18 protein-coding genes and 1 other RNA gene are annotated in these 23734 nt (G+C 37.9%); 4 read left to right on the top strand and 15 right to left on the bottom strand.

Annotation, left to right across the window (positions count from 1 at the left end):
- The 7 genes from ACIQXJ_RS10395 to ACIQXJ_RS10425 form a co-directional block, all read right to left on the bottom strand.
- On the bottom strand, window positions 1–1740 hold the full coding sequence (locus tag ACIQXJ_RS10395) for a putative bifunctional diguanylate cyclase/phosphodiesterase (RefSeq protein WP_403053019.1): 1740 nt from the start codon (window positions 1738–1740) through the stop codon (window positions 1–3).
- Window positions 1741–2021: 281 nt separating this feature from the next.
- Window positions 2022–2400: RNase P RNA component class B (gene rnpB / locus ACIQXJ_RS10400), an RNA gene on the bottom strand.
- A 59-nt stretch (window positions 2401–2459) separates the two neighbouring features.
- Entirely contained in the window at window positions 2460–2759 is a 300-nt protein-coding gene (gene gpsB, locus ACIQXJ_RS10405; protein ID WP_172770968.1) for a cell division regulator GpsB, read from the bottom strand.
- A gap of 121 nt (window positions 2760–2880) precedes the next feature.
- Window positions 2881–4128: a ribonuclease H-like domain-containing protein gene (locus ACIQXJ_RS10410; protein WP_403053022.1), complete on the bottom strand. Its 1248-nt coding sequence runs from the start codon at window positions 4126–4128 to the stop codon at window positions 2881–2883.
- A gap of 794 nt (window positions 4129–4922) precedes the next feature.
- Entirely contained in the window at window positions 4923–7196 is a 2274-nt protein-coding gene (locus tag ACIQXJ_RS10415) for a DEAD/DEAH box helicase (protein ID WP_403053025.1), read from the bottom strand.
- On the bottom strand, window positions 7171–7554 hold the full coding sequence (locus tag ACIQXJ_RS10420; protein WP_340825072.1) for a YppE family protein: 384 nt from the start codon (window positions 7552–7554) through the stop codon (window positions 7171–7173). Before ACIQXJ_RS10420 ends, ACIQXJ_RS10415 begins: the two co-directional genes overlap by 26 nt.
- Window positions 7555–7809: 255 nt before the next feature.
- The gene (locus ACIQXJ_RS10425) at window positions 7810–8007 is read right to left on the bottom strand and encodes an endonuclease (protein WP_340825073.1); all 198 of its coding nucleotides are present in this window, start codon (window positions 8005–8007) and stop codon (window positions 7810–7812) included.
- Window positions 8008–8389: 382 nt separating this feature from the next.
- On the opposite strand from ACIQXJ_RS10425, the gene recU reads away from it, so the two are divergent.
- Window positions 8390–9040 carry a Holliday junction resolvase RecU gene (gene recU / locus ACIQXJ_RS10430; RefSeq protein WP_403053030.1) on the top strand — a complete coding sequence of 217 codons (651 nt, stop codon included), beginning with the start codon at window positions 8390–8392 and terminating at the stop codon, window positions 9038–9040.
- Window positions 9037–11715, top strand: a complete 2679-nt coding sequence (locus ACIQXJ_RS10435) for a PBP1A family penicillin-binding protein (RefSeq protein WP_403053033.1) — start codon at window positions 9037–9039, stop codon at window positions 11713–11715. Before recU ends, ACIQXJ_RS10435 begins: the two co-directional genes overlap by 4 nt.
- A 166-nt stretch (window positions 11716–11881) precedes the next feature.
- Here the strand turns inward: ACIQXJ_RS10435 and ACIQXJ_RS10440 are convergent, their stop codons facing one another.
- From ACIQXJ_RS10440 to ACIQXJ_RS10470, 7 genes are all read right to left on the bottom strand, one after another.
- Window positions 11882–12196, bottom strand: a complete 315-nt coding sequence (locus tag ACIQXJ_RS10440; protein WP_403053036.1) for a YpoC family protein — start codon at window positions 12194–12196, stop codon at window positions 11882–11884.
- Window positions 12193–12855 carry an endonuclease III gene (gene nth, locus ACIQXJ_RS10445; RefSeq protein ID WP_403053039.1) on the bottom strand — a complete coding sequence of 221 codons (663 nt, stop codon included), beginning with the start codon at window positions 12853–12855 and terminating at the stop codon, window positions 12193–12195. The genes ACIQXJ_RS10440 and nth overlap by 4 nt, the downstream gene beginning before the upstream one ends.
- Window positions 12856–12870: 15 nt before the next feature.
- Window positions 12871–13599 (bottom strand): DnaD domain-containing protein, encoded by a 729-nt coding sequence (locus ACIQXJ_RS10450; protein ID WP_403053042.1) that lies wholly within the window; start codon window positions 13597–13599, stop codon window positions 12871–12873.
- A gap of 93 nt (window positions 13600–13692) precedes the next feature.
- Entirely contained in the window at window positions 13693–14988 is a 1296-nt protein-coding gene (asnS, locus tag ACIQXJ_RS10455) for an asparagine--tRNA ligase (protein WP_401008115.1), read from the bottom strand.
- 28 nt (window positions 14989–15016) lie between these two features.
- Window positions 15017–16210 carry a pyridoxal phosphate-dependent aminotransferase gene (locus tag ACIQXJ_RS10460; RefSeq protein WP_403053045.1) on the bottom strand — a complete coding sequence of 398 codons (1194 nt, stop codon included), beginning with the start codon at window positions 16208–16210 and terminating at the stop codon, window positions 15017–15019.
- Between the two features lie 16 nt (window positions 16211–16226).
- Window positions 16227–16709 (bottom strand): cell wall elongation regulator TseB-like domain-containing protein, encoded by a 483-nt coding sequence (locus ACIQXJ_RS10465; RefSeq protein ID WP_340825084.1) that lies wholly within the window; start codon window positions 16707–16709, stop codon window positions 16227–16229.
- 426 nt (window positions 16710–17135) lie between these two features.
- Entirely contained in the window at window positions 17136–18557 is a 1422-nt protein-coding gene (locus ACIQXJ_RS10470) for a tetratricopeptide repeat-containing diguanylate cyclase (protein ID WP_403053048.1), read from the bottom strand.
- 465 nt (window positions 18558–19022) lie between these two features.
- On the opposite strand from ACIQXJ_RS10470, the gene ACIQXJ_RS10475 reads away from it, so the two are divergent.
- Entirely contained in the window at window positions 19023–20891 is a 1869-nt protein-coding gene (locus tag ACIQXJ_RS10475) for a multicopper oxidase family protein (RefSeq protein ID WP_403053051.1), read from the top strand.
- 99 nt (window positions 20892–20990) lie between these two features.
- Here ACIQXJ_RS10475 and ACIQXJ_RS10480 read toward each other — a convergent pair whose 3' ends face one another.
- Window positions 20991–21767 (bottom strand): MerR family transcriptional regulator, encoded by a 777-nt coding sequence (locus tag ACIQXJ_RS10480; RefSeq protein ID WP_403053054.1) that lies wholly within the window; start codon window positions 21765–21767, stop codon window positions 20991–20993.
- Window positions 21768–21965: 198 nt separating this feature from the next.
- On the opposite strand from ACIQXJ_RS10480, the gene ACIQXJ_RS10485 reads away from it, so the two are divergent.
- Window positions 21966–23717 (top strand): ABC transporter ATP-binding protein, encoded by a 1752-nt coding sequence (locus ACIQXJ_RS10485; RefSeq protein WP_403053057.1) that lies wholly within the window; start codon window positions 21966–21968, stop codon window positions 23715–23717.
- Window positions 23718–23734 lie beyond the last annotated feature (17 nt).

Raw genomic sequence — 23734 nt, forward strand, 5'->3', positions numbered from 1 at the left:
TTATTTCCTTCCTTGATGTTCAATTTCCCAAAACTCGATATACTCCAGCAATTCGGGAAGTGGTAATGGTTTGCTGTAATAATAGCCTTGGATAATATCACAGTTCATTTTCCGTAGTATATCCACTTGTTGTGCTTGTTCTACACCTTCTGCTACAACTTTCATTTTTAGACGATGTGACATTTGAATAATGGCATCTACAACTGCCTGTTTTTCATCGAGCGAACTAATATGTTGAATGAAGCTACGATCAATTTTTAAACAATCGAGTGGGAATCGAACTAAATAGCTCAGCGATGAATAGCCTGTGCCAAAATCATCAATCGAAATTTTAAAGCCTAGTTGCTTTAGTCGAACGAGCTTGCTAACCGTTTCCGAAGCACTATTCATCACAGTGCGCTCTGTAACTTCTATTTCAAAATTGTTTGCTGACGTGTTATATCGTTCCAATATTGTCTGAATCGACTCTAAAAAGTTTTGCTGCTTAAAATGAATGCTTGAGATATTAATTGCAATCGGAATTTTACGACCAAATTGTTGTAATTTAATTACTGCTTCACAAGCCATTTCAATAATGACTTCGCTTAAAGGAATGATAAGACCTGTTTCTTCAGCATATGGAATAAATTCTGCTGGAGATACAAATCCAAGTCTTTCATTATTCCAGCGAACGAGTGCCTCAAGTCCTTGAATATTTTCATTTTCCACAGTAATTTTCGGTTGGAAATGGAGCTCAAATTCGCGATTTTCGATTGCTCTACGTAACTCTGAATCTAGCAGTAGGACACGCTGACTGTCAGTTTGCAATTCATCAAAATAAAATGAATAGCTATTAAGACCATTCTTTTTAGAAAAGGTCATCGCTTTATCTGAACAAGTAATAAGTTCCTCAGACGTCTCCCCATCAGCAGGATACATACTAATTCCAATACTCGTGGAGATAAAGATATCTTGTCCATTTATATTCATCGGTTGTTCTATAATTCCAATAATTTGCTCAGCAAATTTCGCAGCTTCTCGAACATTTTTTACATTCGTTAATGTAACGATAAATTCATCTCCGCCGTATCTTGCAATGATATCTTTGTTTTTTAGCAATGTTTGAATACGTTTTGCTGCTTCTACAAGAATCGTATCTCCTACTGCATGACCTAAAGTATCATTTATTTGTTTAAATCTGTCCAAATCAAGGAAATAGACAGCATGCTGTACTGAATGAGAAATAGTAGAAGACGATTCTAGTAGGCTATCCATTCTCTCAATATAAGCAAATCGATTTGATACATCTGTTAAGGAATCTGTTAACAAACGTTTTTCTAGTTCATTTTCTACTATTTTTCTTTCAGAAAGATCTGTGAAAATACCACAATAGTTTGTGATTTCTCCGATATCATTTGTTATGCTTACAATTGTTAACCATTCAGGATACACGTCTCCTGTTTTACGACGATTCCAAATTTCACCTTGCCATATTCCTTCTTGTCGAATCTTTTCCCACATTGTCAAATAGAAGGATAACTCATGTACACCTGACTGCAACACCGCGGGCGTTTTCCCTATCACTTCATCGCGTTTATAGCCTGTAACGAATTCAAATGCTGGATTAACCATCTCTATTTTCTTATGTTTATCCGTAATCATAATGCCTTCAGATACATTTTCAAAAATTTTCTTCAGTAAGGAAGTGGGGTATTTAGAAATCGAATTAATCTTCTCCAGATTATTAATTACTCCGCCCATGTTTCCGCTCCATCCTATCTATCGATACTACCCTTATTTTTAGAAAAGCGCGTTCCTACTTTTTGCGTAGGTATGTATGTCGCGTCCATACGATAACGGTGATGTTATGACTTCGAAGCGTATCGACAGAGGCGCGGCCAACATGGTGTTAGCCTAACCTCAGGCGTATATCGCGCATGACTAGACATCATAAGTAATAGATACAACTTTAATTAGTTCAAAAGAAAAGCTCTCCACCGAATTGGAGAGCGCTTGTTATTTCGTAGTTAAGCATCAAAAAATTCAATAAGCCATGTTTTGTTCCCGAGTACTCAAACAGCTTGCGCCTCGTACGACCGGGCAGTAATCATCTATCTACAGAGCGAACTCTGTCCCTCTATCCGTTCAATTCCTTCAAGAGAGTGCCCCTACCATAATTTGGGTTTCTCACTCGTGGGGTTTACCTCGTTCCACCTTGTATGTTTCCAAACAAGCTTCGTCACTGTGGCACTTTCAGGAAGTGTCAACCATATCAAATAGACTTAGGTCTTCCTTCCGCCGTCAGCTTTAAGCTGCCTTACCTTATTTTTTCAGTAAGCACGAACACTACGGCCATCGCAGAACCGTGTGAGCATGGACTTTCCTCTACGACGTCTAGCGTCGCAGCGATTACTCGAATTTCATGATGATACGAAGATTATACTAGAGTTTTATGATAAATACAATGTATATGATAAAAATTATTCGTAAAGCTTGCTACCAAATACATGTTTTTCTAAATTTGAAAGTCGTTTGAGAATATCAAAGTTGGTTGTACCTGCTGCTGATACGGCAGGTTGCGGTTGTCTCTTTGGCGTATTTTCTATTTCTTCTTTTAGCTGTCTATTCTCTTCTTTCAGTTGAGCAACAACTTTTTCAAACGATTCATAATCTTGAATTATTTCATCAAGAAAAGAATCGACCTCTTCTACATTATAGCCTTTAAAGTTTTTCTTAAATTCCTTTTCAAGAATCATTTTTGACGTTAATTTAATGTCCATTCACATCGCCCTTCCTCGCACTACATACACGAATTCATTATAGCATATTTCCTAACATTATATCGTCTGAAACCATCAATTGTAAGGCTAAACTTGTCGTTTCTTGCGCTTACCCGGGAAATCATTGCTTATTTCCTAATCTGTGCAACCTCTTTTCCCAAGAAATTGCCCATTTTTGTTTTTGTTCCACTCGCCATTCCTCAGTCGAAGTAATCAATTGTATGCCTTCTAATGTATAATTAAGGGCCTGCTTGTAATCTTTCATTTGATGCTCATAGATCATAGCTAATTGTTCTAAAGCATGCAACTTTTTACGTGGCTCTATAAAGTGGAGTGAAGCTACAAATGCATCGATTGCTTCGTTAAATTGCTTATTTTTTTTAAGTTGAATTGCCAAATAAAATTGAGCATTGCCCGCTTCTCGCGCATCAAATTGTGCCGTTACCTTTTCTAAAACGTTAACACTTTGGGGGCTCTTCTTTAGATCGGCATACCATTTCCCAATATTCGTGTAAGTATTGGCTGATTCATCGCTCGCCTCTTCAAATAATAAGTTAGTAGAATGAACATATAAGGTTATGAGCGATAGCAAATCCCATTCGTTATGAAAAAGGACCTTCATAAGTGCATCAGGTACACCACTTTTCACAGCATCAAGATAAATGATTGGTGCTAAATAGCCAGGGATATCGCCTATACGTGAAAAGCCAAGCTTCTCCTCTTCTACTGATTTTAATTTCATGCGCTCCATATCATTTTTCCATAATCGCTTAGAGCTATGCAGTAAATCTATTTGGCGCTGTGTTCGTAATTTAGGCAATACTTTTTGGTTGAGGGTCCAACGTGTTTCAAGTTGTGGCCAATCGAAACTTTTACCATTATACGTAATAATCGTCGCTGTTTTTTGCCAAAGCTTAGATTCAAATAACAGGGCTGCTTCATGCCCTGGATCTGCTAAAACATATTGCGTTAAGACAAAATCATGCTCTGTCAGTTCTAAAAAACCTAGAAGAAAAATTTGTGTCCCAACACCTTTTAATCCAGTCGTTTCTGTATCAAAAAACAGTACTTGCTCACCCATATCTAATGCATAAGGATGTTCAAAATCAGCACTTTGCCATTTTGTTAGCGCGTCAAAAAATGACTGCAATTGATAGTGCCCGTGCTGATAATTGAATGGATAATGCACTTGTCGTTTAAAAACGATACCAAAGTCATTATCGATACGCGTAAGACCTGCCTTTTCCCACTGCCCCGCATAGTTAGGAGCGCTCGGCTTTTGAAAGATTTGTTCTTCTTTAGCTACCTGTTTTTCTACTTTTTTTCCTAGCATTTTTTTCATTTGTAATATTTTATTTTCGTAAGACATTAACTTCACTCATTTTCTGCCTGTAAAATTTTTAATACTTGTGCAAGCTATTTTTTACTTTCGTTTTGCAAATAACCCGTCACATAAATCATAAACCTCGAGTCACTACCGTTACATATTCCCACAGTGAATAGATAATGTTTGAAAGGCATTCATCGCATCAATCCAATTTTCATAAACGGCTAATGGTAGTTATCATATAGTTTGATATACATGTCTTACCCTGTATGGTATGAGATCATGATTTAAGCCAATGTTATCATACGTGCCCAAATGAATTTTAATGAATGATCTATGCAACGTTTATTTCTCTATGAATATCTCACTTGCGAATAAGTGTGTATGGTTATCATTATTAACTATGTCTATAAGAATAGCGCCTCCATGTAAAGGATTCAAAAATTACGTAGCGCTTATTTTGAGCTATTTAATAAATAGATTGTTTAAATATAAACTTTCGGAAGAAGAAAGTAATTACTCCTCTATCTCTCTCAGCATATAGATTCTCTAAACCTATAATTTAAAAGTCTGTATAATTAGTAAAGCACATCTTCTCCCTTATGTAAAAAGGGAGAAGATGTGCTTTTTCTGTTATCAATTCATTGCACGATACATCAAGGCAACAAATTGTGCACGTGTCCTAGGGTCTAAAATAGCCATCATCCCCCAATGCAATTCCTTGTTGTGCTAAGACTACTAAATAGTTATTACTCCAACGGCATTCGCCTTCGTAGAGCGTTACATTACTTAATAAAAATCGTTTTTATGTTTACTTTCAAACCCTCATTTGTAAACTAAATATTTCCGTTTAACAATTGAAGAAGTTTAACAACTTTACTTTTTGAATTAATGATGGATTCTTGTGGACCAATACATGACGGGCAACCAGACTTACAAGGACAGGCTGTAATATGCTGCTGTGCCTTCATCACTAAGTCCTCCCATAAATCATAAACCTTGTCACTTAATCCAATACCACCTGGATACTTATCATAGACAAAAAACGTAGGTTGTTCATTGTGCGTTGCCTTCACTTGTGGCACTACCGCTACATCACTACTATCACATTGAATAAATAATGGTATAAAGGCATTCATTGCATAGGCTGCACCCGTCATAGCATCCGTCAAATCTTCTTCAGTCCATTTTTCCGGTGCTAAAAATGACAGCCATGAAGAACTTGTATGCATTTCATCTGGTGGGAGGTGAATTGGGCCAGAGCCAATGTTATCATGCGTTCCAAAGCGAATTTTTTTAAAGATTGTAGCTTGTGCTACTAATCCTACGTCACCAAAACTAATTGTCCCGCCTTGGTAGTTTCGGCTACGATCTTCTTCAAGTACTTTCATTTCCACAGCTAAATTAGCATCCGTGTAATAATCTACATCTACTTCACGCACAAAAGCTTTTTTTTCTTCCCAATCAAGTTTTTCTACTTGGAATTGAATGCCCTGGTGCAAATAGATAGCTTCCTCATGTAATAGTGTCATTGCACTATGACGATCCATTTCTCCAATTACCTTTGTACGAGCAGGTACAGTCATATCGATGATGACAACATTTTCCTGAGATGCTGAACGAAGGCTAATATCATGTGCCGGAAAACGATCATTCATCCAATGCCACTTTTCACTCGTTTTGAAAACAACACCCTCCTCTGCTAAATACTCCAGTAGTTCTTGTATTTCAAATTCTCCATACGAATCATTTGTTGTAAAAGGTAGCTCAAAAGCTGCACATTTTAAATGATCCATTAAAATCAACATATTTTCAGGATAGATGCGTGCCTCCTCAGGTTCGCTTCCAAGTAAAAATAGTGGATGATCTACAACGTACTGATCTAGTGCTGTCGATTGTGCTACATAAATAATGAGTGCTTCGTCTTGACGACGCCCAGCACGTCCCGCTTGCTGCCATGCACTCGCAATATTTCCCGGATAACCCGTCATAATGCATGCCTGTAGTTGACCAATATCTACGCCAAGCTCCAGCGCATTCGTACTCACGACAGTTTGAATTGTTCCATCCCGAAGCCCACGTTCAATAACACGACGCTCAGAGGGTAAATATCCCCCTCGATAGCCACGCACAGATTCATCTTGTAATTTATTGCGAGTCAGTTCCTTTAAATAGGTAACTATCATTTCAACACGCACTCTACTTTTTGCAAAAATAATCGTTTGAATTCCTGCTGTATAAAGCCTTTTTGCCAGATCACTTACCTCTAAAACTGCACTTCGACGTACACCAAAAGTTTTATGGATAATCGGTGGATTATAAAAAAGGAATGTTTTTTTGCCAACTGGTGCTCCTGAATCTGCAATTAACGTTTGCGTCTCGTTCGTTAAATTTTGTGCTAGTTCTTTTGGATTTTTAATGGTTGCAGACGTACAAATAAACACTGGTTTACTGCCATAAAATTCACAAATGCGTTTCAGTCTTCGAATAACATGCGCTACATGTGAACCAAATACACCCTTATATGTATGCAATTCATCAATAACGATATACTGCAAATTTTCAAAGAGCGACACCCATTTTGTATGATGCGGCAAAATACCTGAGTGCAGCATATCTGGATTCGTCATCACGATATGGCCTGCTTTTCGAACCTTTTGGCGTATACCAGGAGCTGTATCACCATCATACGTATAGCTTAAAATGTCCTCCCCACTCTGTTCAATCAGTTCATTTAAATCATTTTTCTGATCCTGCGCTAACGCTTTTGTCGGAAAAAGATAAATTGCGCGTGCATTTCGATCTTCTAAAATTTTTTGTAATACAGGTAAATGATAGCAATATGATTTACCTGAGGCAGTCGGTGTAACTGCTGTAAATGATTTGTGGCTTGTCGCCAAATCAAACGCTTCTCGCTGATGTGTATATAATTGCTCGATGCCGCGTGCATGTAATGCTTTGACAAGTGAAGGATGTAAATTTTGTGGAAAAGGAGCAAGTTTAGCATCACGTCCGTCTAATGTTTGCCAATGAATTATTCGCTCTTTTAGTTCCTCATCATATCGCCACTCATTTAACAGCGCACTAATCGTCCGTTTTTTCGATAGCATCGGATTGCCCCTCCTTCACTAAGCGATAAAAATTATTTAGCGTATAGGAAGTAGAATGAGTTGCATCTAAAAAACGTTTTTTACTTGTTTCTTTATAAAAAGACTGCACAACAAATTGCTCCATCGATTCAACCGCTGAAGCAATTTGTCCTGAATGCATATATTTCGGTTTGTTTTTTTGAATCCAAGCATTTGCTTCTTGTTGCCACTCTTTCAATAGTTGATGAATCGTATCAACATGTGGCTTGACCTCTGCAAAAAAGTCTGGCGTACGATCCTCCTCACGCATTTGCCAAAAGCGTGCAACACATTTTTCACATTCATCTATTAATATGGAAGTTTGCTGTATTAGTAACAATTTCGCACCTCATCTCGTATCAAATGTACCTTTAGCATAATTGTCGCGAGCACTTTACGTTTACAACAATTAACATGTATTAGAATTAAAGAAAAGTGCTGACTTTCAGGACTGTGTGCGATCTCACTTATTTCGCGACATTTATATCCTACTACCCTGAAAGATTCTCTTCATAATTCCTAACACCCGCTAAAGGCCTTAAATGATTGCATCAAATGAATCATTTTTATTTGTATAAGATTAGTGTACCAAAGTCTATCGTTTTTCACTACTAATAGGCGAACAAGCATTCTTTACTTGCCAGTTCTTTTCTGCTAAGCTTACTTTCTGGCTAACAGATTTGAGCTGCATAAAAAATTGCAGGCTGTGTGCATTGTTTTCCAATGACACTCTCGTTAAAAGTAATTGATTGACTAGATCCAACTGTGCAACTAATTGTCCTAATTTGTTCAATACAACGCCCCCTTTTATCTTTACTTAAGTATTCCTCGCATGTATAAAATAACCTTCATGCGTGACAAAATAAGCGTAAGTTAGCTGAAAGAAGAAGAATTTCGATAAATTTTTAATTGTGACTTTTAATGAGCACTATTAATGAAATTGCTGAAATAGAATGATTCTCAACGGTTCTAGGAAAAAAGGGGTGTAACCATTTAACAATTTCAATGGCGAATGCAGTTATTATATTGGCGAAATTTCTACTTTAAACAGCGAATCATGCAAATCTATCAGCAATAGTAAACTATCTTTAGCGCCACGTTCTACCTGTGGTGAAGTTATACTGAATCATGGTAAACTATTGTGTATAATAGCAGTATTATAGAAGGTGAGCTAAGTGACAATTCGTTATCCAAATGGTAAAGTCTACACCCCTGCTCCAGCTATTCAAAAAGCTGAGAAAAAGGGGAAAACAAAGGATTTTTCCTATAGTAATCGAGGGAAGACGTTAGAGGATGAAATAAATGAAGCAAACGACTTTTATTTAGAAAAGCAACTTGCTATTATTCATAAGAAACCTGTTCCCGTACAAATCGTCAAAGTAGAGTATCCGTCGCGAAGTGCTGCTGTAATTCGTGAAGCTTATTTCCGAACGCCCTCTACAACTGACTACAATGGCGTTTGGAATGGGCATTATATTGATTTTGATGCTAAGGAAACCGCATCCAAGACGAGCTTTCCATTAAAAAATATACATGGACATCAAATGAAACATATGCAGCAAGTGAAGGAACACAATGGTGTGGCATTTATTATCGTTCGTTTTTCAGCTTTTGAACGCTACTTTTTAGTGCCATACGAAGTTTTACAAAAGGCCTGGCATGCAATGGACAATGGTGAACGAAAGTCGATTCCCTTTTCAACCATCGAAAAGGAAGCTTATGAAATTCCAACAAGCTATTATCCACGTATCGATTATTTACCCGTTCTTCAGCAGTTCATTGAAGCAACAAGTCATGGCTCTGAAAGTGAGGAGATTAAAAAATGAGTGAACGTCGTCAAACACGCGGAGAGCATCAAAAGGCTCTCGCTCAAAAAAATAAAAAGAAAGCGCCGAAAGCAGCAAAATCTTCGACCAAAACATGGTTGAAGCGTATTGTCCTAACGATACTTATCATAGGAGTTGTTGGCTTGGTCGGCGGAGCAGGTGTTTTTGCTTATTATGCAAGCACTGCACCAGAGCTTAATGAAGATTTACTAAAGGACCCTGTTTCATCTGAGTTTTATGATAAAAACGGTGAAGTTTTCGCCACAATCGGTGCTGAAAACAGAAAATACGTAACATACGATGAAATTCCTGAAGATATGATTAACGCCATTCTAGCAACAGAAGACGTTCGCTTTTTTAAACATCATGGTATGGATTTTTATCGCCTTGGTGGTGCAATACTTGCCAACTTCCGTGATGGCTTCGGGGCACAAGGTGCTTCAACTTTAACGCAGCAAGTTGTCAAAAACTCATTTTTACAAAATGAGAAAAAATTAAAACGAAAAGCACAAGAGGCATGGCTTGCATTCCAGCTTGAACGTAAATATTCAAAAGAAGAAATATTTGAAATGTACTTTAATAAAATGTTGATGTCAGGCCGTATCTATGGCTTTGGCACAGCCGCTCAATATTTCTACGGCAAAGAGTTAAAAGATTTAACATTGGATGAAGAAGCGCTACTAGCAGGCTTAGTGCAGCGTCCGAACGCTTACAATCCATTAAAAAATCCAGACCTGGCAGAAAAACGACGCAATACAGTTTTAGGCTTAATGTACCAACATGGAAAAATTACAAAAGCTGAAATGGAAGAAGCGAAAAAAGTTGATGTGCAAGCAGGTCTTGCAGACGATGCTACACGCCAAACATTTGCTGGCTCTAAATACGATGCCTTTCTAGATATCGTTATTAATGAACTTGAGGAAAATGGTGATGGCACTGCTATGGCAGAGGGCATTAAAGTGTACACTACACTTGATCCGAATGCTCAGCAAATTGTAGAAAACATCATGAACGATGACAGTAATTTCCCTACAGAGAAAATTGAATCTGGTGTGGCTGTCGTTGATACAAAAACAGGTCAAATTCAAGCAGTCGGCGGTGGACGAAACTACGGGAACCGTGGCTTTAACTATGCGGATGACTTAGTGATGAATCATCCAGGCTCTACAATGAAGCCATTACTTGATTACGGTCCTGCAATTGAATATTTAAAATGGTCAACAGGTCAAACACTTGTTGATGAACCAATGAAATATACAAAATCAAACCAAACGATTACAAACTGGGATGGCAAATATTTTGGTTCTATGACAGCACGTAAAGCTTTATATGCTTCTCGGAACGTGCCAGCCGTTAAAACTTTTAAAGAAGTTGGCGCAGACAAAGCAAAAGAGTTTATTGGCCGTTTAGGAATTGAAACAGAGGATGCTTATGAAGCAGATGCCATTGGTGGTGGTGCCATTACGATGTCCCCTATTCAAATGGCAGCATCTTATGCAGCTTTTGGGAATAACGGTGTTTACACTGACCCTTATGCTATTACAAAAATTGTTTATCGCGATGGTAAATCATCGAAAGACTATACACCAAAGTCAAATGTTGCCATGGAAGAATATACAGCATACATGGTAACTGATATGTTGCGTGATGTTGTCAGCAATAAACCAGATGCATCTGGTACTGTAGCAAATGTTTCTGGATTAGATATTGCTGGTAAAACAGGTACAACAAACTATTCAAACGACGAGTTTAACAAATATAATTTACCAAGTACAAGTGTGCCAGATTCTTGGTTTGCTGGTTACACTACCAATTATTCAATTGCAATTTGGAGTGGTTACGAAAAACGTTCTGACCCAATTACAACATGGGACGAACGTCGTTTACCTCAACATTTATTTAAAGATATAATGCGAGATCTTTCTGCGAACATTGAAACTGAACGTTTCAAAAAACCAAGCTCGGTTGTAGAAGCTACGATTGAAGTAGGCTCTAGTCCACTAAAATTAGCAAGTGACTATACACCAAGTGAATTACGTCAAACAGAGCTATTCGTTCGCGGTACAGAACCTACAGAAGTTTCTAATGAATACAAAGCTCCTGAACTTTCTACACCTTACAATGTAAGTGCAAGTTTAGATTTAGCAGGACAATCTATCAACATTAGCTGGGAACATGATGCGATTCTTGACCCAGAAACGGATGAACCAATGCCGACTACCTTTGAAGTATCTGCTACAAGAGAAGGTGGAGAAACGGTTGTACTTGGAACAACTGAAAGTAAAGGTTTAACGGTTAGCAACACATTAGAAGACGGTAATTACACGATTTCTGTCGTAGCGATTGTGGATGATACGCGAAGTGAACCTGGAACGACATCCTTCCAGATAACGAGTATGCCTGATGAAGATTTAGGTACTGAGGATCCAGATGAACCGGACATTGAGCAACCAACACAGCCTGATCAAGGCAATAATGGTAATCATAACGGTAACAATGGTAACAACGGCAATCATAATGGCAATAACGGAAATGGTAACAATGGTAACAATGGTAACAATGGCAATAACGGGAATGGCGGTAACAACGGCAACAATAACGGAAGCCAACCTCCTGTTACGCCAACCGATCCTGTAGTGCCAAACGATGATAACGATAATGATGACGGTGAGTAACGATTTAAAAGGTTCTCACTAAAATGAAACAGGTGTAGAAAACGAAATGTTTTCTACACCTGTTTTTTCATAATAAAAAGATTGTCCTCTATATAACTTAAAGGACAACGCCTATTCTATTAATAGTATGTGATTTTTTCATTTGCATCTTCTACGTACTTTTTCCTTAGTTTTTGGTTGCCTGTAAACGCAAGCGTGCTGTTCGTTTTTTTGTTTCTTTAAATAATTCATCTAATTGACGATAACACGCATATTGACCTGGTTTCGTTTTAATAAAGGCCATACGCTCAACCCCATTAATCGGCATTACCTCTTCACCTGCTTCGATAACTAAACGTTCAAACAACATGATAGCCTCTTCCATGAGTCCCTTTGCTTCCCCATTACGAGCATCATGGGCAGCATGTATTTGAGCTTCCAGCATTGTCCATTCTGTAAACCATTCATCTATTTTTTCTTTTGATATTGCATCAATGTTCACGCATTCTTCACCAGCCCTTTTTTTAAACGCTTTTGCCCTTCTCGGCAATCATTGAGTAACGGACATGTTTGGCAGCCTGGATTTTGTGCCTTACAATGATAGCGTCCAAAGAAAATTAACTGATGATGGGTTTTCGACCACTTGTCCATTGGTGTTTTCTTCATTATTGTTTCTTCCACTTCAAGCACGGAATCTTTCCAGCGACATAAACCTAATCGTTTAGATACGCGTTCTACATGTGTATCAACAGCAAGTGCTGGAATGTCAAAAGCTACTGATAATACAACATTCGCCGTCTTACGACCAACACCTGGCAATGTCACGAGCTCTTCACGACTTGCGGGAATTTGCCCATCATATTCAGTTAAAAGTCGCTCACATAGAAGTTGAATATTTTTAGCCTTATTGCGATAAAGACCGATTGAACGAATATCCTGTTGTAGTTCTTCTAAGCTCACTGCCAAATAATCTTCTGGCTTTTTATATTTTTGAAACAACATTTTCGTTACTTTATTGACAAGTACATCCGTACATTGTGCAGATAATAACGTGGCGATTGTCAGCTCGAACGGGTTGTCATGCACAAGTTCACAATGCGCATTAGGAAACATGCGGTCCATTTCAGCTAGACAATGCTCCCACTGTTTTTTTGTTAACATTCCCTAAAAAACCCCCTATTCTCTTTCTTCTAACCAGTTATAAAATGGTACTCTATTTGTCGACTGTGTTTCTTGCTGTAACGTACGTGCTGGCGGTCTATTCAAGCTTTGTTTTTCACGAAACTGTTCGCCTTGTTTATGTGCAGCTTGTGGTGTCGTGATATTTTTCTTTTTCCACTCCAATAATATCCGATCAATATAGCGAATGCTCAATTTACCAGCAAACACAGCTTCCTTTAACGCCTCTTTAATAAGCGCAGGACTGTGCTTATCCTCATCTAGCCAAAAGCCGATTTTTTCTAGCTCTAAAGGAGATAAAAGACGCCCCATTTCCTCTTCAAATAAACGGAATACTTCACCCTCTTCTTGACGAAGTGTAGCTGCTGAATTTTTTTGTTCTTTCATTTCGATCATCTGCAATATACGTTCCCAAAGGGGGTACACCGAATATTTTTCGTATAGCGTGCCATTTGAATCGACATCACGTGTAATCTCAAGAAAGCCCTTTTGCATTAGACGCTGTAAGCGAGAAGTAATATCATTACTAGGCATCGTAAGACGATTCATCAAATCTGTTGGTGTAGGAAAATCATTTCCTTCCACACGAAAGGCAAGTAAGTGCATCACAATAAGCGCCTCATCATCCTCAATATTTAACTCCTTATAAAACTGAAAAAAGAGCTGAGGAATTTGTATAGTTCTCTGCTCGGTCCATGTACGGAGTCGATTATTTTTTGTATTCATGTAGACATGACTCCTTTTTCTAGTAAGTAGAAAAGCCGCGTAGAAATTTCACTACGCGACTTTTAAGTTGTTTACGTTTTTGTTACTAACCGATTAAGGGTATAAACGGTTTAATAGACGTGGGAATGGAATAGTTTCGCGAATATGCTCTGTTCCAGAAATCCAAGCCACTGTACGTTCTAGCCCTAGACCGAAGCCAGAATGTGGTACTGAGCCTTGCTTACGTAGCTCTAAGTACCATGCGTAAGCATCTAATGATAGATTATGTTCCTCAAGACGAGTTTTTAATAGATCATAATCATGAATACGCTCCGAACCACCAATAATTTCACCGTAGCCTTCTGGCGCAATTAAGTCGGCACATAATACTACATCATCACGATCTGGATGTGGCTGCATGTAGAATGGTTTAATACCTGTTGGGTAGCACGTAATGAATACAGGTTTGTCAAATGAATTCGCAATTGCTGTTTCATGTGGCGCACCGAAGTCATCACCCCATTCAATGTCATCAAAACCTTGTTCATGTAATAGTTTAATGGCATCATCGTATGAAATACGAGGGAATGGCGCTTTAATATTTTTAAGCGTCGATGTATCACGACCAAGTCGCTCTAATTCTAGAGTACAGTTTGCCAGAACAGACTGCACAATATGTTCCACATATTGTTCTTGTACTTCTAAGTTTTCTTCGAATTCTACAAACGCCATTTCTGGCTCAATCATCCAGAACTCAATTAAGTGACGGCGTGTTTTAGATTTTTCAGCACGGAACGTTGGACCGAATGAAAAAACTTTCCCTAACGCCATCGCAGCCGCTTCCATATAAAGCTGACCAGATTGAGAAAGGTAGGCATCTTCTTCAAAATATTTTGTGTGGAATAGCTCAGAAGTACCTTCAGGTGCTGATCCAGTTAAAATTGGTGGGTCCATTTTTGTAAAGCCATTGTTGTTGAAAAATTCGTAAGTTGCACGAATAATTTCGTTACGAATTTTCATTACCGCGTGTTGTTTACGAGAACGTAACCATAAGTGGCGGTTATCCATTAAAAATTCTGGGCCATGCTCTTTTGGTGTAATTGGGAAATCTGTTGCTGCATGTAACACTTCAATTCCTGTTACTGCTAGCTCACAGCCGAAGCTTGAACGTTCGTCTGCTTTCACCTCTCCAATAACGTACATCGAAGTTTCTTGTGTCATACCCTTTGCAATTGCAAAAATTTCTTCGCCTACTTCTTCTTTCACAACAACGCCCTGTACAAAGCCAGAACCATCACGTAGTTGTAAGAAAGCAATTTTACCACTTGAACGTTTGTTAGCTAACCAAGCACCTAGCTTGACTGTTTCTCCGATATGCTGTGGCATATCTTGAATCATAATTTTTTTCATAGAAATCCTCCAAAGTTGGTTAGAAGGATTAGTCTTGCCATTTTGATTTTACAAATGCATCAATACGACGGACTGCCTCTTCCAATAATTCTAAAGATGTAGCATAAGATAATCGCATAGTAGTTGGTGCACCAAAGCCAGAGCCTGGAATCACTGCTACGTTTGCTTCTGTTAAAATATCCGCAGCAAATGCATCTACTGAATCATAGCCAGTATGTGCCATTGCTTCTGCTACATCTGGTAATAAATAAAATGCGCCTTGCGGTTTTAATACGTTGAAGCCAGGAATTGCACTAATTTGTGGATAAATTTTCTCTAGACGAGATTCGAATGCTTGGCGCATTTCTTCTACAGTGTCCTGAGGTCCATTATACGCTTCCACTGTTGCATATTGTGCAGTTGTTGTTGCGTTGGAAGTAGAGTGTGAAGCAAGGTCAGTCATTGGTTTAATAATGTCTGCATCACCTGCTGCATATCCGATACGCCAGCCTGTCATAGAGTGAGATTTTGCTACACCATTTACTACGATTGTACGTGCTTTCATTGCGTCTGAAAGTTGCGCAATTGAAAAATGCTCAATACCATTGTATACAAGCTTCTCATAAATTTCATCTGACACGATTAAAATATCTTTTTCTTCTGCAACAGCAGCAAGTTCTGCTAGCTCGTCACGAGAATAAATCATACCAGATGGATTGCTTGGCGAGTTAATGATAACTGCTTTTGTTTTATCGGTAACAGCTGCACGTAATTGAGCTGCAGTAATTTTATAGCCTTGTTCACGTGTCCCTTCAACATATACTGGCACACCGCCTGCTAGTTTCACTTGTTCTGGATACGATACCCAATAAGGGATAGGGATGATTACTTCATCGCCTTCATTCAAAATTACTTGGAATAAAGTATAAAGAATATGCTTTGCCCCAACGCCTACGATAACCTCGTTCGGTTTATATGTAAGATTGTTGTCGCGTTGAAGTTTATCAATAATAGCTTTCTTAAGCACTGGCAGACCGCCTGCAGGGGTATATTTAGTTAAACCTTTTTCCATAGATTCAATAGCCGCATCTAGAATATTGCGCGGTGTGTTGAAGTCAGGTTCACCAGCACCTAGTCCTATTACGTCAATACCTTGCTCTTTTAATTCTTTTGCTTTTGCAGTAATTGCTAATGTTGAAGATGGTGTTAAAGTTTTCACTCGGTTTGCTAATAATTTTTTCATTCGGGATCTACTCCTCTTATAAATTCTTAATGCGCTTCCACCAGTCGCCGTCCTTAAATAAAATATAGACATAATTGAGTTTATCGTGATTATTTAGGTAAGAAATTTCCCAAACAGCCCCTACCTCCTCATAGCCTAACTTCATATGAAGAACCTTTTGGACATTTCCTTCATTTTTAAAAACCGATAATGCTTGCTTTTCCGTAATACCATCTTTCAAAAATACTTCCTGAATGGAATCCTCTTCTAGATTCGTTGGAACAAAGACAGCCTTTTTGTCACCGTATTCGTCTACCCCGAACACAGTAACATACGAATGTTTGCCATTATATGTGTATGACTCCGTGACAATTGCTAGGGCTTTGGCATCAAGCGCCAACTGTTCAGCCTGTTCTTCAATTGAACTAAATGGAGCCTCGGCTTTCCAGAGTACTAAAATACTAATGACAAGTGACAAGGAAACCATAAAGACAGATATGAAAATCAACCAGTTTTTCATATTTTCACCTTATGTTTCACACCTAGCTTTTTTTTCGCTAAGAATGCCTGATATTTTTGCATGTCTATAACTACACACGCTCTCATTTTGCTTACCATTTTTGTCAACCTGCTTTCTTTCCTCATACCACAACATTATACACCAAAATTCTCTTGTCGTGTTTGCTAATTTCATTTATTGTACGTTGATAAACCAGCGTTTTCAAATGATTCGAGGAGTGATTTTCATTTTTTTCTCTTCCACTAAAAAAGACTGTACTTTATCGTCAAAAGTTCCTATTTTTTTCACACTAAAGAAAGGTATATATTTGTAAAAAAATCACTTTTCCACTATACCAAAAAGGACAAAAGTCACAAATCATCAATAAATAGATTCCCACTGCCTTTTGTTGACAGTGGGAACGAGGCTATATCATTTGATAGACTTTTAAAGTGAGCTGATGACATAGTTTGCACGACCATTATTTTTCGCTTTGTATAAGTTGCGGTCTGCCTGCTTAAAAAGCTGAATGTATTCATAATTTTCTTGGTCATTCATACAGGCGCCTAAACTAATCTTTAACGGATAACTATCAGAGTCTTGTTCTACTTTTAAAGTTAAAATATAGGCATGTAGTTCCTTAATAAAGTCATTGATAAACAGCTTATTGTCATGACGAAGACAAACGATAAATTCATCTCCACCATAACGTATAATGACCGCATCTTCATTACGTAAAAAATCCCTTAATCCAGTAGCAAGTAGCTGTAGCACCATGTCACCTAACAAGTGACCATACTTATCATTGTATGCTTTAAAATAGTCGATATCGAGGACAATTACGCAAACATATTGCTGAGAAATTTGTGCCTCCTTCAACCAATCATTTAGCTCGCTATCCAGAAAATGACGATTAAGGACACCGGTTAAAGGATCATAGAGCGCCCTTTTTTCCAGTTTCTCTTTTTGTCTATTAAAATCTAAGTTCATGACTTGCTGAAGCAAATTGTCAGCACTCATTTTTTCTGTAAGTTCTATATAAGCTCGTTGCACATCAAAAATCTCATTTCGGTAATCCAATTGATAAAGAACGTTTAACAGCATACGCATGACCCTTTTTGTAATTGGATTATCGCCATATGATTGCGCTAAATCTATCGCTTGCTTATAATATTTCACCGCTTCTTCTAGCTTTTGTTGATGTTCATATAAAAAGCCATAGCCAAACAAGGCGGCTACCTTTTCTCGTTTATGATTTTGAATAATATCCGAATTCAATGTATGATCTAATAATGCTTGACCAGTGTCAAAATCACCATCTAGAATATACACATCAGCCATATTATTATTAATGCGAATTTCTTGTAACTTCGCCAATTCTGGCTGTGTTTTCGCAAGCTCCTTATTATAATTCCTTGCAATAAAAGCAGCATTAAGAGCTTCCTGATAACAACCATTTTCGACTTCAAGATAACACAGATTGCTATAGCAACGTACAAGCATTTTAATATCTTTTAGCTGTGTAGCAAATTCAATCGATTTTTTGGTCATTTCCACTGTTTTTTCTCTGACACCAACTAAATCGTATATTAAAGACATAACAAGATAGTAATTCATAAAATCCTTTGTCGTGCCGTACTTTTGGCAGCACGCCTCATAGTCATGGATGTGGCTCACCATGCTTAATGTATCGCCTAGAGCATGATGAATTAATATTTTTTGGAAGAATAAATCTAGTCCATGCTTATGATTATCATTTTCTAATGCTACTAAAAGTCCCTGTTCAGCAAGATTTAGAGCTTCTGTTAAACGCCCTTTCGTCCGCATTTCCATGATTGTTTTATTTAATTCTTCTAATGTTAACTCCAAATAATCACCACTTCTCTATGCTCGGAATTTTCCTTATCCATAATACTTTAATGTAGCAGTTAGCCTATACATTAATTATAAGCGAAGTCCATGTCCTCGTCCGTCATTTCAAGCATATCCCATAAATTACTAAATATATCGAATGATAATGTTTTAGAATGGAGTATTCACGCCATGTTCTACAGTCACAAAAAAACTAAGCGAATGTATTTGTTCGAAACAACATTTCACCTGTCTTTACGATTACGATTACCATTAACCTTTACACCACCAACTTACTTCCGTTTAGTTGTAATTAATACAGGGCTAGAATAACAGCTTATTTGCAGGAATTTTTGAAATTCAATATTTTTTTATATATATTAGCACAAATAATTCCATTATTGTCCTCGTTTCTCATTGTTTTTACCCATATGATGTAGTTGATTGAGTATTTTTTTGTAAAAACATGAGGGACGTGATGTTGTGAATAAAAATATTAATCCATCAGATCCAGCAACAATTCCTAAATTTGTAGATGAACTACCGAAGCCTGTTACTGCAAAGCCAAAATACAGTAGCGGCCAGCCGAAGAAAGAATATTATGAGTTGCAGATGATGGAAGCGGAACATTGTTTTCATAAGAACTTTCCGAAATCCACTATTTGGGGATATAACGGACTTTACCCAGGACCAACCATTGAGGCCTCAAAAGACAAAACGATTTATGTCAAATACAAAAATCAATTACCTTCAAAGCATTTTTTACCTGTGGATTTTACTCTCCATGCAGCCAATGATTCACAAGAGGTTAGAACGGTAACACATCTTCACGGAGCCAACGTTGATTGGGAAAGTGATGGCCATCCTGAGGCTTGGTATACAAGAGACTTTATGTATACTGGTCCCAAATTCAATAAAGAAATACATGAATACACGAATCATCAGCCAGGTACAACGTTGTGGTATCATGACCACGCAATGGCATTAACGCGCTTAAATGTGTACGCAGGTCTTGCTGGTTTCTACTTGCTTCGAGATACTATTGAGGAGCGCTCAAACTTACCGTGCGGTGATTATGAATATCCACTATTAATTGCAGATAGGTCCTTTAATGAAGACGGCTCTCTCTTCTATCCTGATGAACCACCTTTTCCCGTGCCTGTTCATCCATCGATTACACCAGGCTTTGTAGGGAATACAATTGTAGTGAACGGTAAAGTATGGCCTTATTTAAATGTTGAGCCCCGCAAATATCGTTTCCGTTTTCTAAATGGCTCGAATAGAAGAGGCTATGTCATCGGCCTTTCTAATGAGCAGCCTATGATCCAGCTTGGAACAGATGGCGGTTTTTTAACAACACCTAACGAAATTTACTCTGTGGAATTATTGCCTGCTGAAAGAACGGATGTCATCATTGACTTTTCAAAGTGTGAAGGTCAGGAAATAACATTAATTAATGGGGATACAGATTTTGTTGACGAGCATACGAGCGTAATTATGCAATTTAAAGTGAATTGTCCACTGCACTGTGAAGATACGAGCGAAATTCCAGAAAGGCTTGCCGTTTCAATGGATTTACATCCGCATCATGCACATATCGAACGCAACTTACCTTTAAGTGCGTCGACAGATGATTTTGGAAGACCAATGCTATTATTAAATGATCGTATGTACCATGATCCCGCAACTGAAAAGCCGGCTCTTGATAGTATAGAAGTCTGGAATTTCATTAATGCCACTCCATTTATACACCCCATCCATCTACATTTAATCCAATTTAAAATACTTGAACGACGGCCATTCGATATGGAGCTCTATCAAAATGAAGGAAGGCTTGAATTTACTGGTCCAGCTGAAGAACCTCGTGACTTTGAGAGAGGCTGGAAAGATACTGTAAAAGCTGATGCAGGGAAGGTTACAAAAATTATTATGCATTGGAAAGACCATATCGGAAATTACATGTGGCATTGCCATTTTCTTGAGCACGAGGATCATGATATGATGCGACCAATTCTCGTGATGAAAGATGTTCATCCCGTCTCGGAGCCACATGTCGAAATAGAGCATACTTCAGAAAACCATAGTGCCACAGTAACAACAATTTCAAATAATAATGAGAACACTGCCCCACTTTTGAACAGTGCTCATAGCATTGCTACGACAAGCAATCCAACACAGCATGCACCTACAGTTACTGACAAACAAGATTTGTCAGTTACTAAAGAGACATTGCCACACGTTGCCACTCATACACAGAATATCTCACAGTTTGTACCTCAACCAATTTATCCTTCAAATAGAAGCCAAACACAACCTAACATGGCAAATAGATGGCGTAGAAGACGCTCGTAGTAATGCCTGTTTAATGCCCAATAAAAAACCGAGGTATTTGCCATTAACACTGTCGAATACCTCAGTTTGTAAAATAGATAGTTTTAGCTAGTTCACCCATCATTTCTCATTTCGCTCCAATTGAATGACAGGCAATAATAAATCTAATTGCGTAAAATCTTCCCCTCGGTACCACTCGATAATTGAACGGGTTGGCGCCCAACTATGTTCGATGGCATATTGTAGTAATTTTTGATACCCCTCTTTTATTTCCGTGAGATGATCTTTAAATGGTAGTGCTAGACAGATACAAGCAGGCATATGCTCGATAAAATCAATGCCAGTTAATCCATTTATATTTGTAAGTTCTGTTACACCAAAACCGATTTGTACTTTTATCAAATCTTGTCCTGATAAATAATTTACATAATAGCTGTTAATTTGAATATTGTTTTGCTTTAATTCATTGGCTCTTTTCGCAAAATGCTCTCCAAACTTACCCGTTGTGGATTGCTCCATGAACCAAATTATTTTTTCTTCGTTTTTATCGATTAGATAGATATCCTCTCGTATTGAATCACTTTCTAAAAACCTTAAGCTAACATCGATGAGCTCCCGTTTTTTCCTTAAAGAGCGAATCCAATTATCCATCATTGTTTGACGAGCTAGTTCGTCATTTTCTAGTAAGTAATGTTGTATGTCCTTAATAGGTACGTCTGCTATACGCAAAGTGGTAATCAATTTTACTATTGCAATTTGATGCGATGCATATATGCGATATCCATTTCCTCTCCGTTCTACTGGCAACAATAAATTTTTCGATTCATAAAAACGCAACGTACTTTTAGAAATTCCTGTTCTATTAGAAAATTCCTGAATGGTCATATAGTTATGCAAGAGCGACACACCTTTCAACATCAATGGTAAACCTTCAAGTTCCTTAAAGGTCAAGAATTTTTCTGAATTGTTTGAGTGCCTGTCACTCTAATTTAGCGCTCTATTCTTATTTCATATTCAGTTCATAAATGCATGCTATAGTAAAGTCACACAAACAATGATTCTATTGTTTACCGTAATCAAGGAGGATAATTATTAATGAATAACACAACAACAAAAGAAGTACCAATAAAAAATTGGCGGCGCTTTGTGGGGCTTGTAAAACAGGCGCAGCCACCGATGCTTTTGCTAATAATCGCTTTATGTATGAGTATAGCGACCACTGGGGTAGGATTTATCGTGCCACTGTTCACTAAAAAATTAGTAGATGGCTTTTCGTTACAATCCCTTAATTATTGGCAAATTATTTTACTAGGAATTGCTTTTATCGTACAAGCCATTGCGAGCGGACTTTCCATTTATTTTTTAAATCGTGTTGGCCATCAGGTTGTAGCAAAATTGAGAGATCAATTATGGCGCAAATTGCTTCATTTACCAATCCCTTATTATGATGATAACGATACTGGTGAGACGTTAAGTCGTGTAACAAATGACACAGCTGTAGTGAAAGAGCTAATTACTGAACATCTTGCAAATTGTTTAACAGGTGTTATTTCAATTGTCGGTTCTGTCATCATTCTATTATTTTTAGATTGGAAAATGACATTAGTTATGCTCATTGCTGTTCCTCTCGCAATGATTATTTTAATGTTATTAGGAAAGCGTATGTTTGTCATTTCAAAAGGTATGCAAGACGAAACCGCTAAATTTACAGCTATTCTCAATCAAGTTTTACCTGAAACACGTTTAGTAAAAGCTTCAAATGCTGAGAACATCGAATATGAACGTGGCAAAAAAGGCATTACTAATCTATTTAATTTCGGTCTGAAAGAAGCAAAAATCCATGCACTTATTTCACCTTTAATTTCATTCATACTAATGAGCGTACTTGTAGCAATCATTGGCTATGGCGGTGTTCGTGTTTCATCTGGTGAACTTACAGCTGGTGATATGGTTGCCTTTATTCTATATTTAATTCAAATCATTATGCCAATGACGCAATTAACGATGTTCTTTACCCAGCTACAAAAAGCTATGGGGGCAACAGAACGAATCAGTGCTTTACTTGAGCATGACGAAGAAAATATTTATGAAGGACGACAATTAGATGCTGTAAATGAACCAATCCATGTCCAAAATGTTGACTTTGCCTATGGTGAGGAGCCCATTTTATCTAACATCAACTTTACAATTGAACCAGGTAAAGTGACAGCCATTGTCGGGCCGAGTGGCGGCGGAAAGACGACGACTTTTGCGCTGTTAGAACGCTACTATCAACCAACAAATGGCTTGATTACACTTGGCGATACACCGATTGATACATTTTCTCTTCATTCATGGAGAAATCAAATTGGCTATGTCGCACAAGAAAGTGCGCTTCTATCAGGAACGATTCGTGAAAATATTTGTTATGGGATTGCAAGAGACGTTTCAGACGAGGAACTAGAAAGAGTGGCGAAAATGGCCTATGCTGATCAATTTATCAATGAACTGCCAGATAAATTTAACACCGAAGTCGGCGAACGAGGAATTAAGCTTTCAGGTGGACAACGACAACGAATTTCGATTGCTAGAGCCTTGTTACGCAATCCTCAAATTTTAATGCTAGATGAAGCGACTTCTAGCCTTGACAGTAATTCAGAAATCTACGTACAAAAAGCACTGGATAATTTAATGCAAGGACGAACAACACTCGTAATTGCCCACCGTCTTTCTACTGTCGTAGATGCCGACCAAATATTATTCATAGAGAAAGGCCATATTACAGGCTGTGGGACACATGATACATTATTTGAAACACACGTTATGTATAGAGAGTTTGCTAAGCAACAATTGCGCATTAAAGATTAAGGACGAAAGGATTTGTT

Source organism: Lysinibacillus sp. NPDC097868, assembly GCF_044761135.1.
GTDB lineage: Bacteria > Bacillota > Bacilli > Bacillales_A > Planococcaceae > Lysinibacillus.

Bases quoted from the DNA above. Each gene is read 5' to 3' on its own strand.
- asnS (WP_401008115.1), bottom strand. From the start codon at position 14,988: ATGAAAAAAATTATGATTCAAGATATGCCACAGCATATCGGAGAAACA.
- ACIQXJ_RS10415 (WP_403053025.1), bottom strand. From the start codon at position 7,196: ATGCTATCGAAAAAACGGACGATTAGTGCGCTGTTAAATGAGTGGCGA.
- nth (WP_403053039.1), bottom strand. From the start codon at position 12,855: ATGTTAACAAAAAAACAGTGGGAGCATTGTCTAGCTGAAATGGACCGC.
- ACIQXJ_RS10435 (WP_403053033.1), top strand. From the start codon at position 9,037: ATGAGTGAACGTCGTCAAACACGCGGAGAGCATCAAAAGGCTCTCGCT.
- ACIQXJ_RS10450 (WP_403053042.1), bottom strand. From the start codon at position 13,599: ATGAATACAAAAAATAATCGACTCCGTACATGGACCGAGCAGAGAACT.
- ACIQXJ_RS10395 (WP_403053019.1), bottom strand. From the start codon at position 1,740: ATGGGCGGAGTAATTAATAATCTGGAGAAGATTAATTCGATTTCTAAA.
- ACIQXJ_RS10410 (WP_403053022.1), bottom strand. From the start codon at position 4,128: ATGTCTTACGAAAATAAAATATTACAAATGAAAAAAATGCTAGGAAAA.
- ACIQXJ_RS10485 (WP_403053057.1), top strand. From the start codon at position 21,966: ATGAATAACACAACAACAAAAGAAGTACCAATAAAAAATTGGCGGCGC.
- ACIQXJ_RS10460 (WP_403053045.1), bottom strand. From the start codon at position 16,210: ATGAAAAAATTATTAGCAAACCGAGTGAAAACTTTAACACCATCTTCA.
- gpsB (WP_172770968.1), bottom strand. From the start codon at position 2,759: ATGGACATTAAATTAACGTCAAAAATGATTCTTGAAAAGGAATTTAAG.
- ACIQXJ_RS10465 (WP_340825084.1), bottom strand. From the start codon at position 16,709: ATGAAAAACTGGTTGATTTTCATATCTGTCTTTATGGTTTCCTTGTCA.